This is a genomic window from Oceaniradius stylonematis, assembly GCF_003149475.2.
In the GTDB taxonomy this organism is placed as follows: Bacteria; Pseudomonadota; Alphaproteobacteria; order Rhizobiales; family Rhizobiaceae; genus Roseitalea; species Roseitalea stylonematis.
This window is the reverse complement of the sequence record NZ_QFWV02000008.1, coordinates 117,543-129,854: the sequence shown is the minus strand read 5'-3', so window position 1 is coordinate 129,854 and position 12,312 is coordinate 117,543. Positions and strand designations below refer to the sequence as shown.

The window sequence follows — 12,312 nt, the reverse complement described above, 5'->3', positions numbered from 1 at the left end:
CCATGAACCAGGTTGACGATCACGAGGACGATGCTGTCCGCCATAATGCCAAGATGGCCAAGAAGAAGGCGGCGCGCGACAAGATCATGGCCACCAAGACCGACGAGAAGGGGCTGGTCATCGTCCATACCGGCAAGGGCAAGGGCAAGTCGACGGCGGCCTTCGGCATGATCTTCCGGCACATCGCCCATGGCCGTAAATGCGCGGTGGTCCAGTTCATAAAGGGCGGCATGGAGACCGGCGAGCGCGACCTGATCGGTCGCCATTTCGGCGATCTGTGCGAATTTTACACGATGGGCGAGGGGTTCACCTGGGAAACCCAGGACAAGAAGCGCGACATCGAGATGGCGCGCGCGGCCTGGAAGAAGGCGAAGGAGCTGATCCGCGATCCGGACAACAAGATGGTGCTGCTCGACGAGATCAACATCGCCATGCGCTATGACTATGTGCCGGTTGAGGAGGTGGTCGAGTTCCTGCGGGAGGAAAAGCCGCCCATGACCCATGTCGTTCTGACCGGGCGCAACGCCAAGGACGAGCTGATCGATCTCGCCGACCTCGTCACCGAAATGGAACTGGTCAAGCATCCGTTCCGCTCCGGCGTCAAAGCGCAGATCGGGGTGGAGTGGTAGGCTTGGTCGATCCCGCCGGACGCATGGCCCGGCCTTCGGGCTCGGCAGACCGATATTGGGTCGAGTTCGTGATCGCAATGATCATGCTCGTCATTGCCATTTGTATCGGCGTGCTTGCGGGCCTGACGGCGCTTCCGGACGTGACGCTCGATCATGTGCGGACATTTGCCCTGATCGCGACCGCGGTCGGCGGATTCGCGCTTGCCATATGGCGCGCCACGATTGCCGATCGTTCGCGGGCCATCGCCGAGGAACGACGCTTGAACGAATTGCGCCGGTGGTATTTGCAGCGCTACAAGGAGGCACTCGACCTTATCCTTGCAAGCGGGCCGGACGGGCAACCCAACAGCGCGTCGGTGACGGCAGGCGTCCGCTATCTCGACCTTATCATCGATGAGTTGCGTCTTGAGCAATTGCCGGGCGGGTATCCCGAACTTGTCAATGCGATCTACGACACCTATTTTAGTACGGACCTTGGTTTCAACGGGCCGCCCGAAGAACAGCAGGGTGAATGATGGAAAACGCTGTGGCTGAGAAGACAAGTTCGCGCAAGTCGATCAGACATGTCCTTTTGACGCCGGGATTGGCGCAGCAATTGTCGCGCCAGCAATTGTTGCGGGGCATGAAGCTTCTCGGCATGCCGGTGGACGATGCGTCGACGCGTGACGACATATTGCGTGTTTTGGAGCAGGGTCCGGACGAGGCGGGCCGAACATCTGCGGGCGCCAACTGATTTGCACAATCATCACCCGGTAGTCGTGTCGTGAAGGCCGACGTCGCCGTCATCGGCGCAGGCATGGTCGGCGTCTCGACGGCGATTGCCCTGGCTCGGCGAGGCGCCGATGTGGTGCTGATCGACCGCCGGGCGCCGGGCCGGGAGACGAGCTTCGGCAATGCCGGCGTGATTCAGCGCGAGGGCGTTCACCCCTACCTGTTCCCGCGCAGCCTTTCGAAACTGATCGCCTACGCGCTGAACCGGCGCACCGAAGCGCATTATCACCTGTCGTCGCTGCCGGCGGTCGCGCCGTTCCTGTGGCGCTACTTCCGGGCTTCGAATCCCGGATCGGCGCGGCGCACCTATGAAGCCAACATTCCGCTCTTCGGCGGTTGCCTCGACGCCCATGCCGATCTTGCGGCCGAGGCCGGTGCGGAAGAGCTCATCGCGAAAAAGGGCTGGCTGCGCGTGTTCCGATCGGACGCGGCGCTGCGCGCGGTTGCCGGCGAACTGGCCGAGCTTGAAGGGTTGGGCCTGTCCGTCTCGACGCCCGACGCAGCGGCGCTTGCTGCGCTCGAGCCGCATCTGAAGACCGACCGGCTGGCCGGCGCCGTCCATTATGAAGACCCGTGGACCTGTTCGGACCCGGGCGCCCTGACCGGCGCCTATGCCCGCCTGTTCGAACGGCTCGGCGGCGAAACCGTCGAGCGCAACGTGGCCGGACTGGGGCGCGACGGGGACGGGTGGCGTGTCGAAACCGACCATGGCCCGGTTGCGGCCGGGGCCGCCGTTCTTGCCGCCGGGCCCTGGTCGAAAGCGTTGCTCGAGCCGCTCGGTCTCAATCTGCCGATGGGCATCAAGCGCGGCTATCACCGCCATTACGCGCCGGCCGGAAACGGCTATCTGACGCGCACCATTGTCGACGACGAACATGGATTCGTCATGGCGCCGATGGCGCGCGGTGTGCGCGTGACCTCGGGCGCCGAGTTCGCCCGGCACGATGCGCCGCCGACGCCGGTGCAACTGGACCGGGCGATGCCCCACGCCCGCGCGCTGTTCGATCTGGACGAAGCGGTCGACGACGAAGCCTGGATGGGAGCGCGGCCGGTCTTTCCCGACATGCTGCCGGTGATGGGCGAGGCGCCGGGACTGCCGGGCCTTTGGCTGAATTTCGGCCATGGCCATCAGGGCTTCACGCTCGGTCCCGTTGCGGGCCGTCTGGTGGCCGCAATGATGACCGGCCAATCGCCGGACTTCGATCCCGTGCCCTATCGGGCAGGGCGTTTTTCGTGAACGGCGTTGGGCCTTGCGGCGAATCCCGGTAAACTATGCGATGTGCCGAGTTGGAGGGGGCGATGGCAGGGGGAATAATCGACACGATCCGGTCCATGCTGGACCGCGAGCGCAATGTGCGGCTGGTGGCGAGCGACCCGGCGCTGACGGCCGAACTGCTGCTCTTGTTCCGCATGATCCTCGCCGATGGCACCGTCACCGGCGAGGAGCTTGATACGTTCAAACGCATCTGCAGCGAGGCGTTCGGGCTCGATCCGGAGGCGATGGACGGTGTCTACCAGTATCTTCACGATTATGCCTACGAGACCAGCGACATCCAATCCTCGGCGGTGTTTCTCGATCTGCCGCTGGAGCGCCGCAAGGCGCTGCTCGACCACATGATCGCCATCGCCGAAGCGGACCATGCGATCGACCAGAAGGAAATGCGGCTTCTGGAACGCACCGCCGACATGCTCGACTTCGATCTCAAGGGCACGCCCACCGCCGAGTGATGGCGCATTTGGCGTGATCTGTGCCGCCGCGCCGATTGACCGGCACGGTGCTTGACCCTAACGTCGCGCCGTTGCCGGCAGTGCCACGCGTGCGTGGCCGAACGGTGTCCGTCCGCGCCGACCCAATCCGGGAGCGCCAGGGCGGGACTGCCGCGTGGATCGCCCGTCGCTCGGTGCCGGGTCGGACCTGTTGGTGACGAACGCTCGAACCGACAGGAGACCGATCCATGACCCGCATCCGCCTGCCCCTCGCCGCCGCATTTTCGCTTGCCGCCACCGCCGCATTCGGCCATCCGGGCCACGTCGAGGAAGTGGCCGGCCATACGCACTGGCTCGGCTGGGGCGCGGCCGCCGCCGCGCTGCTGGTCGTCGCCGGCGCGCTGGTTCTCGGCTATCGCGCCGTCTTGCGGCGCAACCGCTGATGTTCGAAGGTGCCCCCGCGGGCAAGCGCTACGGCATCATGATCTGCGGCCATGGCAGCCGCAACCAGAATGCGGTCGGCCAGTTCGCCCGGCTTGCCGAGCGGATGCGCGAGCGCTTTCCCGACACGCCGGTCGATTACGGTTATCTGGAATTCGCCAACCCGGTGATCCATCAGGGGCTCGACGCGCTCAAGGCGCGCGGCGTCAACCATGTGCTCGCCGTGCCGGGCATGCTGTTCGCCGCCGGTCACGCCAAGAACGACATCCCGTCGGTTCTGAACACCTATCAGGCGCAGAACCGCGACATCGTTGTCGATTACGGCCGCGAACTGGGCATCGATCTGCGCATGATCCGGGCCGCCGGCGCGCGGATCGAAGAAGCGCTTGCCGCCCATGGCTGGCAAAAGGGCGATCCGCTGCACGACACGATGCTGGTCGTTGTCGGCCGTGGCGCGTCGGACCCCGACGCCAACTCCAACGTCGCCAAGGTGATGCGCATGCTCTGGGAAGGCATGGGGTTCGGCTGGGGAGAGACAGCCTATTCGGGCGTGACGTTCCCGCTCGTCCAGCCGGCGCTCGACCATGCGGCCAAGCTCGGCTACCGGCGCATTGTCGTCTTTCCCTATTTCCTGTTCACCGGCGTTCTGGTCAAGCGCATCTACAGCCATACCGATGCGGTGGCCGCCGCTCATCCGGAGATCGAGTTCATCAAGGCGGGCTATCTGAACGATCATGGGTTGGTGATCGACACGATGGTCGAGCGGGTACGCGAGATCGTCGAAGGCACCAACAACATGAACTGCCAGATGTGCAAATATCGCGAACAGGTTCTGGGGTTCGAGGCGGAAGTGGGGCTGGCGCAGGAAAGCCACCATCATCACGTCGAAGGGGTCGGCGGCGCGCCGGAAAACTGTCCGTGCAATGGCGATTGCGATGCGCGGTGCCGCGACGAGGCGTTCTGCAAGGAGCATGGCCTGCCCTGGACGCCGGTGCACAGCCGCGATCATTCCCACAGCCACGCGCACGGTCATGACCACGATCACGGCCACGATCATCACCATGACCATCATCACCATCCCTATCCGCAGGCGGATCATCCGCTTGGCCCCAAGAGCATGGATCAGGCGAAGGCGGGCCGATGATCGACTATGTCCGGGCGCCCGAGGCCATCTATGAGCGCTCGTTCGCGGAGATTTCGCGGATCGATGCGCTTGCGGCGCTGCCCGAGGACATCCGTCCCGTCGCCACGCGCATCGTTCATGCCTGCGGCATGCCCGACGTGCTCGACGATCTGCGCTTCAGCGACGACATGGTCGAGCGGACGCGCGCGGCGCTGGATGCGGGTGCGGACATCTATTGCGATGTGGAAACGCTGCGCCATGGCGTCATGCGGCACCTTCTGCCCGATGGCTGCGCGTTGCATTGCCGGATATCGGCGCCGGACGTTGCAGCCCATGCAAGGCAGCACAAGATGACCCGCGCCGGCGCACAGGTCGATCTGTGGGGTGACCGGCTGGAAGGCCAGGTCATGGCGATCGGCAATGCGCCGACGACCCTGTTCCGGCTCATGGAACTGATCGACCGGGGTGCCGTGGGCCGGCCAGCCGCGGTGATCGCGTTTCCGGTCGGGTTCGTCGGCGCCGCCGAAAGCAAGGATGAACTGGTGCGCGACCCGCGCGGCATGGCCTATCTGACGCTTTGCGGCAAGCGCGGCGGCACGGCGATGGCGCAAGCCGCGGTCAACGGGCTGGCCGGCGGGCTTGCGACATGAGCGATCAAACGTCCGGACGCGCGTGGCTGCAGGTGATCGGCATCGGCGAGGATGGCATGGACGGGCTGTCGCCGGCGGCGCGGCGCCTGGTCGAGGATGCCGAGGTGATCATCGGCGGCGACCGGCATCATGATCTGATCTTCAACAATCTGGCCCAGCGGATTTCCTGGCCGTCGCCGTTCGACGCGATGATCGAGACGATCCGCGGGCAGAAGGGCAAGCGGGTCGCCGTGCTCGTGACCGGCGATCCGCTCTGGTACTCGGTCGGTGCGCGGCTTCTGAAGGCGATCGATGCGTCCGAGATCGTCTTTCACCCGCAATTGTCGGCGTTCCAGCTTGCCGCCTGCCGCATGGTCTGGTCGATCCCCGATGTCGAGACGCTGACCGTGCACGGAAGGGCGGCGGAACAGATCGTGCCGTTCTTCGCGCCGGGATCGCGGCTGCTGGTCCTGACCAAGGATGCGACATCGCCCGGTACCATCGCGGCGCTTCTGGCCGAGCGCGGCTATGGCGCCTCGACCATGACGGCGCTCGCCGCGATGGGCGGTCCGGACGAGGCAATCATGCATGGTTCCGCCGAGCATCCGCCGAAGGGCGTGCCGGATTTTCATACGCTTGCCATCGAATGCATTGCCGGGCCGGATGCGGTGATCCATCCGCGCACGGGCCTGCCGGACGATGCCTTTGCCCATGACGGCAAGATGACCAAGCGCACCGCGCGGGCACTGGCGCTGGCCAAGCTGGCGCCGCATCGGGGCGCGCTTTTGTGGGATGTGGGCGCGGGGTGCGGCTCGATCGGCATCGAATGGATGCGCGCGGCGCCCGAAGCGCGTGCGATCGGCATCGAACCCAAGGCCGAGCGGCGTGCGATGGCGGCACAAAACGCGCTGACGCTCGGCACGCCCAAGCTCGAACTGGTCGACGGCGAGGCGCCGGCTGCGCTTGAAGCGCTGGACCCGCCCGATGCGGTGTTCGTCGGCGGCGGCGTGTCGCGGCAGACGATCGGCGCCTGCATGGTCGCGCTCAAGCCGCTGGGCCGGCTCGTCGCCCATGCGGTGACGCTGGAGAGCGAAGCGGTTTTGCAGGCGGCCTATGGCCAGTTTTCGGGCGAATTGCAGCGCATATCGGTGGAGACCGCGTCGCCGGTCGGCCCGTTCGAGGGCTGGAAGCCGGCCATGCCGGTCACGCAATGGTCGTGGGTCAAGAAGCCATGACGACGGGCACGCTCTACGGCGTCGGCGTCGGCCCCGGCGCGCCAGACCTGATCACGCTACGCGCCTGGCGGCTTTTGACCGGGGTTCCGGTGATCGCCTGGCCGGCGCCGGGCGATGGCGACAGCTTCGCCCGATCCATCGTCGCCGGCTGCATCCGTGCCGATCATGTCGAGATCCCGATCCGCGTGCCGATGCGCACCGAGCGTTTTCCGGCGGCCGAGGTCTATGACGCCGCGGCTGTCGAGATCGCCGCCCACCTCGATGCCGGCCGCGACGTGGCGGTCCTGTGCGAGGGAGACCCGTTCTTTTTCGGCTCGTTCATGTATCTGTTCCAGCGCCTGTCGGACCGCTATCCGTTTGAGATCGTACCGGGTGTGTCCTCGGTGATGGCGGGCGGGGCGGCTATCGCCCGGCCGCTGGCGGCACGCAATGAGGTGTTCAGCGTGATCCCGGCGCCGCTCGACGATGGCCGGATCGAAGCGCAGCTTGCCGCGTGCGATGCCGCCGCGATAATCAAGGTCGGACGGCATCTCGGCCGCATGAGGGCGCTGCTCGACCGCTGCGGGCTGACCGCGCAAAGCTGCTATGCCGAGCGGCTGACGCTCGAGACCCAGAAGCTGGCCCGGCTCGACGACATGCCGGGCGATGCGGCGCCCTATTTCTCGATGATCCTCGTCTACAAGGGCGACGAGGCCTGGCCGTCGCCGGTGCTGGAGACAGGCTCTTGAGCGCGTCAGAACCCGTCATTGTGGTCCTGAGCGAAGCGGGGTTGCCGGTCGCGCGCAGGGTTGCCGAATCTGTCGGCGGCGCGGTGCATGGCGCGCGCAAGCGCGTGCGCGCCGACAGGGCCGATCTGCTTTTCGACGATGCGGGCGATCATCTGCGCGCGCTTTATCGCGATAGCCGGCCGCTTGTCGCGGTGATGGCCGCCGGGGCGCTGGTGCGGCTGCTGGCACCGGTGCTTGCGGACAAGAAGGCGGAGCCGCCGGTGATCGCCATTGCCGACGATGGCAGTGCGGTCGTGCCGCTTCTGGGCGGGCATCGCGGCGCCAACGATCTGGCGCGCAAGGCGGCCGATGCGCTCGGCATCAAGGCCGCGATCACGACGGCGGGCGATGTCCGGTTCGGCGTCGCGCTCGATGCGCCGCCCGAGGGTTATGTGCTGGCCAACCCGGCGCATGCAGCCGGGTTCATGGCCGATCTGGTGGCGGGTCACAGCGTGGCGCTGGACGGCGCGGCGGACTGGCTGACCGGCTCTGGTCTGCCCTTCGCGTCCGATGCCGACCGGCGCATCGCCGTTACCGACAAGGCGGATCCGGGCGCCGCGGACCGCCTTGTCTATCATCCAAGGCATCTGGCGCTGGGAATCGGCTGCGAGCGCGGCTGCGATCCCGACGAAGCCCTGTCGCTGGCGCGCGCTACACTTGCCGGGGCCGGCTTTGCAGAAGCCTCGGTGGGCGTGATCGTCTCGCTCGATGTGAAGGCGGACGAGGCGGCGGTGCACGCGGTGGCCGGCCATTTCGGCATTCCGGCGCGGTTCTTCGACGCGGCCACGCTCGACGCGGAGACGCCGAGACTGGCCAATCCCTCGGACATCGTCTTTGCCGAGGTGGGCTGCCACGGCGTGGCCGAGGGCGCCGCGCTCGCTGCCGTGGGGCCTGACGGCGCGCTTGTGGTCGAAAAGCGCAAGAGCGCACGGGCGACATGTGCGGTCGGCAGGTCGCCGGACGTGTTCACCGACAATCGCATGCCAGGACGGGCGAGGGGCCATTTGGCCGTCGTCGGCATCGGGCCGGGCAGCGATGGCTGGCGGTCGCCCGAGGTCACCGCCATGGTGCGCCGTGCGACCGATCTGGTGGGCTATTCGCTCTATCTGGACCTGCTCGGCACGCTGGCGGATGGCAAGGCGCGGCACGATTTCGATCTTGGCCGCGAGGAGGATCGCGTCCGCCACGCGATGGAACTGGCCGGGCAGGGCCGCGACGTGGCGCTGGTCTGCTCCGGCGATGCAGGCATCTATGCGATGGCGACACTGGTCTTCGAACTGCTCGACCGGGGCGGACTGAGCGACGGCGCGACGCGCATCGGAATTGATGTCGCGCCCGGCATCTCGGCTCTTCAGGGTGCGGCGGCGCGCGCCGGCGCGCCGCTCGGCCATGATTTCTGCACCATCTCGCTGTCGGACCTTCTGACGCCGTGGGAGGACATTCAGCGCCGGGTGCGCGCGGCGGGCGAGGGCGATTTCGTCGTCGCCTTCTACAATCCCGTCTCGAAGAAGCGGCGCACCCAGCTTGCCTGGGCGCGCGACGAACTGCTGCGTCATCGGCCGGCGGATACGCCGGTCATCCTGGCGACCAATCTGGGGCGCCCCGGCGAAGCCGTGCGCATGGTGCCGCTCGCCGAATTGCAGGTGGACGATGTGGACATGCTGACCGTGGTGATCGTCGGCTCGTCCGATACGCGCACGGTCGGCACGGGCGACGGGCGCCGTTGGGCCTATACGCCGCGCGGCTATGCGGGCAAGCGCGGCACGCAGATTGCAGGAGACATCGGCCAATGACCGTCCATTTCATCGGCGCGGGGCCGGGCGCGCCCGATCTGATCACCGTACGCGGGCTGAGGCTGATCGAACGCTGCCCGGTCTGCCTATATGCCGGATCGCTGGTGCCGCCCGAGATCGTTGCGGCCGCCCCGGAGGGCGCGCGTGTCCTCGACACGGCGCCTATGCATCTCGACCAGATCGTCGCCGAGATCGAAGCGGCCCATGCAGAGGGGAAGGACGTGGCGCGCGTGCATTCGGGCGATCCGTCCATCTATGGCGCGACGGCCGAACAGATGCGGCGGCTGGAGGCGCTGTCGATCCCTTATGAAGTGGTGCCCGGCGTGCCTGCGTTCGCGGCTGCCGCGGCTGCGCTGAAGACCGAGTTGACCCTGCCCGAAATCGCCCAGACCGTGATCGCGACGCGCACTGGCATGAAAGCGTCGTCCATGCCCGAGGGCGAGCAGCTTGACGTCCTCGGCCAGTCGGGCGCGACGCTCGCCATCCATCTGTCGATCCGCAATCTCGATTACATCCGCCGGGCGCTGGAGCCGCACTACGGCGCGGACTGTCCCGTGGTGATCGCCTATCGCGCGACCTGGCCGGACGAACTCTATATCCGCACCACGCTGGCCGGGATGAAGGCGCAGGTGCGCGCGGCAAAGATCACGCGGACGGCGCTGGTGCTGGTCGGCCCGGTGTTCGGCAAGACAGAGTTCCGCGACAGCGATCTCTACAATGCCGATTTCGCCCATGTGCTGCGCAACAGGGGCAAGAAGGCCAAGGCGGGCTGAGGGCTCTAGCTTGGCGACCGGTCGCCGCGCCGGGCGGCGTCGATGGCGGCCACATCGATCTTCTTCATCGTCAGCATGGCGTCGAAGGCGCGCTTGGCCTCGGCGCCGCCATTGGCCATCGCCTCGGTCAGCGTGCGCGGGGTGATCTGCCAGCAGACGCCCCATTTGTCCGTGCACCAGCCGCATTGGCTCTCCGCACCGCCATTGCCGACAATGGCGTTCCAGTAGCGATCGGTTTCCTTCTGGTCGGTTGTGGCGATCTGGAAGGAGAAGGCTTCGCCGTGCCTGAAGTAAGCGCCGCCATTGACGCCGATGCACGGGATGCCGAGCACCGTGAATTCGACCACCAGGACATCGCCTTCGCTGCCAGAGGGGTTGTCGCTCGGCGCGCGCTGGACGGCGCCCACCCAACTGTCGGGAAAGGTCTCGGCATAAAAGCGCGCCGCTTCCTGCGCCTCGCCGTCGAACATCAGGCAAATCCGGTTGGCGGGAATTACGCTCATCATCGGTCTCGCTTCTGGGGCATGTGTCACCGGGGCTGGGTTTCGAGCAGACCATCCAGCTTGGTGAAGCTGCCGGACCAGCCCTGTTCGGCGCCCATTTTCAATGCCGCGTCGCGCGCTTCGGGCGATTTGAACGTCTGGCGCATGGTCTGGCGGGTGCGTCCGCCGGGGAGCGGCTCAAGCGTCACTTCCATGACGATGTCGACGCTTGTTTCCCGCTCGTCGGCCGCCATGAAGCTGTTGTACTGCTCCATCCAGTCGTCCGGATACTCCTCGCTGCCGCCGGCGGCGACCAGCCGGTGTGGCGGATCGAGCGCGACGATCGTCGATTTGATCGGATAGTCCTGATCGAATTCGGTCCCCTTCGGCCCGCGCATGATCGCCTGCCAGCGGCCGCCGACCTTGGGCTCCACGACGCAGTCGTGATTGGTGAAACCCTCCGGCCCGAACCAGCGCGCGAGCAGGTCCGCCTCCATCCAAACGCGCCACAGCAGCTCGGGCGGCGCGTCGAACTCGCGGATCAGAACAATGTCGCTGCCGGGCGTTTCGAGGATCGTTTCAACCGGCATGGCGCGGCTCCTTTGCGGTTTCGGCCTCGATCACCTCGGCGAGCTTGTCGATGGAGGCCTTGGGACCCATGGTCCGGTCGGCGAGGTTTTCGCGCCCGTCGATGAAGGCGATCGATTCGACAAAGCGCATCTGCGTCTTGCCGCCCGTTTCCTCGAACTCGACGCTGGTCGCGGCGACCGAGGCGACGTTTTCATTGTCGGCGGTGACGGTGGTGAAGACGATGCGCTTTTCGGGCACCACTTCGGGATAATGCGATGTGAAGTGCACCGTCATCTCATCGCCCGGTCCGCAATGGCAGACCTCCGTGCCGCCGGAGCGCTGGTCATAGTTCTCGAACACCATGGTCCAGCTTGACGACGGGTTTTGCCATCGCTCGCGTAGCGCGGGGTCCGACCAGGCGCGCCAGACCAGCGCAACCGGCGCCTCGAATATGCGCTCGATCTCGATCTTTTCGTGGGCGACGGTCATCGGGCTGCCTCCGCCAGCGTTGCGAGATGTTGTTCGAGGTGGCCAAGCGTCTGGGCCCAACCTTCGCGGTGGCCGTCGCGGCTGCCCGTGTCGGGCAGGCCGGACATGACAAAGCGCATATGCGTCTTGCCATGGCGCGCCTCGAAGTCGATGGCGATCAGATGTTCGCTGCCGCCGCCGCCCGACGGCGTTTTGGTCCAGCGATGGGTGAAAACGAGGCGTTGGTTTTGCACCACCTCGCGATAGGTGCCGCCCACATGCCATTCGGCGCCGTCGGACTGATCGCGCATTTTCGACCACCATTTTCCGCCCACCGAGACATCGGCGTCCTGCTCGATCAGAGCGAAGCGTTCGGGCAGCATCCAGACGTCGACATGCGCCTTTTCCGTGAAGCATCGCCAGACCAGGTCCACCGGCGCGTCGAAGACGCGGTCGATGGTGAAGGCGGTCGCGGAGCTGTCGTCATCCGGCGCGCTGGCGGATTCATTTGGATGGGTCACCATGATCCTCCTTTGCGGTCTGGGTCGGGTCGGACTGCAGTTCGGCAAGCAGCGCATCGAGCCGGTCGAAGCGCGCCTCCCATAGCTTGCGGTAATCGGCGAGCCAGTCGGACGCTTCCTTCAGCGGCTCGGGATTGATGGTGCAGGGGCGGAACTGGGCCTGTCGGGAACGCTCGATCAGGCCGGCCTTCTCCAGGACCTTCAGGTGGCGCGAAAAACCGGGCAGCGACATGTCGAACGGTTCGGCAAGTTCGGTGACGGTCGCTTCGCCCTTGTCGGCCAGTTGCGCAAGGACCGCGCGCCGTGTCGGATCGGCCAGGGCGGCGAAGGTTGCATCGAGCATTTGGGGGTCTGAATTATTTAGCATATCAGTTAATTAACATAAATGCTAAATAGATGCAAG

17 protein-coding genes are annotated in these 12,312 nt (G+C 66.2%); 12 read left to right on the top strand and 5 right to left on the bottom strand.

The window, feature by feature from the left end:
* Window positions 1-2 precede the first annotated feature (2 nt).
* From cobO to cobM, 12 genes are all read left to right on the top strand, one after another.
* Window positions 3-629 carry a cob(I)yrinic acid a,c-diamide adenosyltransferase gene (gene cobO / locus DEM25_RS13845; RefSeq protein WP_109766316.1) on the top strand — a complete coding sequence of 209 codons (627 nt, stop codon included), beginning with the start codon at window positions 3-5 and terminating at the stop codon, window positions 627-629.
* Window positions 630-631: 2 nt separating this feature from the next.
* A complete protein-coding gene (locus tag DEM25_RS13840; RefSeq protein ID WP_109766315.1) occupies window positions 632-1,144 on the top strand; it encodes a hypothetical protein in 513 nt (170 codons plus the stop codon).
* Window positions 1,145-1,155: 11 nt separating this feature from the next.
* Entirely contained in the window at window positions 1,156-1,362 is a 207-nt protein-coding gene (locus tag DEM25_RS13835; RefSeq protein WP_147393328.1) for a hypothetical protein, read from the top strand.
* 30 nt (window positions 1,363-1,392) lie between these two features.
* Window positions 1,393-2,637, top strand: a complete 1,245-nt coding sequence (locus tag DEM25_RS13830; RefSeq protein ID WP_245412919.1) for an NAD(P)/FAD-dependent oxidoreductase — start codon at window positions 1,393-1,395, stop codon at window positions 2,635-2,637.
* Window positions 2,638-2,699: 62 nt separating this feature from the next.
* Window positions 2,700-3,128, top strand: a complete 429-nt coding sequence (locus tag DEM25_RS13825) for a TerB family tellurite resistance protein (RefSeq protein WP_109766313.1) — start codon at window positions 2,700-2,702, stop codon at window positions 3,126-3,128.
* Between the two features lie 227 nt (window positions 3,129-3,355).
* Window positions 3,356-3,550: a DUF6732 family protein gene (locus DEM25_RS13820; RefSeq protein ID WP_109766312.1), complete on the top strand. Its 195-nt coding sequence runs from the start codon at window positions 3,356-3,358 to the stop codon at window positions 3,548-3,550.
* The gene (locus tag DEM25_RS13815; RefSeq protein ID WP_109766311.1) at window positions 3,550-4,692 is read left to right on the top strand and encodes a sirohydrochlorin chelatase; all 1,143 of its coding nucleotides are present in this window, start codon (window positions 3,550-3,552) and stop codon (window positions 4,690-4,692) included. The genes DEM25_RS13820 and DEM25_RS13815 overlap by 1 nt, the downstream gene beginning before the upstream one ends.
* Window positions 4,689-5,321 carry a precorrin-8X methylmutase gene (locus tag DEM25_RS13810; RefSeq protein WP_109766310.1) on the top strand — a complete coding sequence of 211 codons (633 nt, stop codon included), beginning with the start codon at window positions 4,689-4,691 and terminating at the stop codon, window positions 5,319-5,321. The genes DEM25_RS13815 and DEM25_RS13810 overlap by 4 nt, the downstream gene beginning before the upstream one ends.
* On the top strand, window positions 5,318-6,535 hold the full coding sequence (gene cbiE / locus DEM25_RS13805) for a precorrin-6y C5,15-methyltransferase (decarboxylating) subunit CbiE (protein ID WP_109766309.1): 1,218 nt from the start codon (window positions 5,318-5,320) through the stop codon (window positions 6,533-6,535). The genes DEM25_RS13810 and cbiE overlap by 4 nt, the downstream gene beginning before the upstream one ends.
* Entirely contained in the window at window positions 6,532-7,263 is a 732-nt protein-coding gene (gene cobI / locus DEM25_RS13800; protein WP_109766469.1) for a precorrin-2 C(20)-methyltransferase, read from the top strand. Before cbiE ends, cobI begins: the two co-directional genes overlap by 4 nt.
* On the top strand, window positions 7,260-9,095 hold the full coding sequence (gene cobJ, locus DEM25_RS13795) for a precorrin-3B C(17)-methyltransferase (RefSeq protein ID WP_109766308.1): 1,836 nt from the start codon (window positions 7,260-7,262) through the stop codon (window positions 9,093-9,095). The genes cobI and cobJ overlap by 4 nt, the downstream gene beginning before the upstream one ends.
* On the top strand, window positions 9,092-9,868 hold the full coding sequence (gene cobM, locus DEM25_RS13790) for a precorrin-4 C(11)-methyltransferase (protein ID WP_109766307.1): 777 nt from the start codon (window positions 9,092-9,094) through the stop codon (window positions 9,866-9,868). The genes cobJ and cobM overlap by 4 nt, the downstream gene beginning before the upstream one ends.
* A gap of 5 nt (window positions 9,869-9,873) precedes the next feature.
* On the opposite strand, the gene DEM25_RS13785 is transcribed toward cobM, so the two are convergent.
* The 5 genes from DEM25_RS13785 to DEM25_RS13765 are packed head-to-tail and all read right to left on the bottom strand — an operon-like array spanning window position 9,874 to window position 12,252.
* Complete coding sequence (locus DEM25_RS13785; RefSeq protein ID WP_109766468.1) at window positions 9,874-10,371, bottom strand: VOC family protein; 498 nt, start codon at window positions 10,369-10,371, stop codon at window positions 9,874-9,876.
* Window positions 10,372-10,397: 26 nt separating this feature from the next.
* Window positions 10,398-10,940 carry an SRPBCC family protein gene (locus tag DEM25_RS13780; RefSeq protein WP_109766306.1) on the bottom strand — a complete coding sequence of 181 codons (543 nt, stop codon included), beginning with the start codon at window positions 10,938-10,940 and terminating at the stop codon, window positions 10,398-10,400.
* Entirely contained in the window at window positions 10,930-11,409 is a 480-nt protein-coding gene (locus DEM25_RS13775) for an SRPBCC domain-containing protein (protein WP_109766305.1), read from the bottom strand. The genes DEM25_RS13780 and DEM25_RS13775 overlap by 11 nt, the downstream gene beginning before the upstream one ends.
* Complete coding sequence (locus tag DEM25_RS13770) at window positions 11,406-11,909, bottom strand: SRPBCC family protein (protein ID WP_158585272.1); 504 nt, start codon at window positions 11,907-11,909, stop codon at window positions 11,406-11,408. Before DEM25_RS13770 ends, DEM25_RS13775 begins: the two co-directional genes overlap by 4 nt.
* The gene (locus DEM25_RS13765; RefSeq protein WP_245412918.1) at window positions 11,893-12,252 is read right to left on the bottom strand and encodes an ArsR/SmtB family transcription factor; all 360 of its coding nucleotides are present in this window, start codon (window positions 12,250-12,252) and stop codon (window positions 11,893-11,895) included. The genes DEM25_RS13770 and DEM25_RS13765 overlap by 17 nt, the downstream gene beginning before the upstream one ends.
* Window positions 12,253-12,312 lie beyond the last annotated feature (60 nt).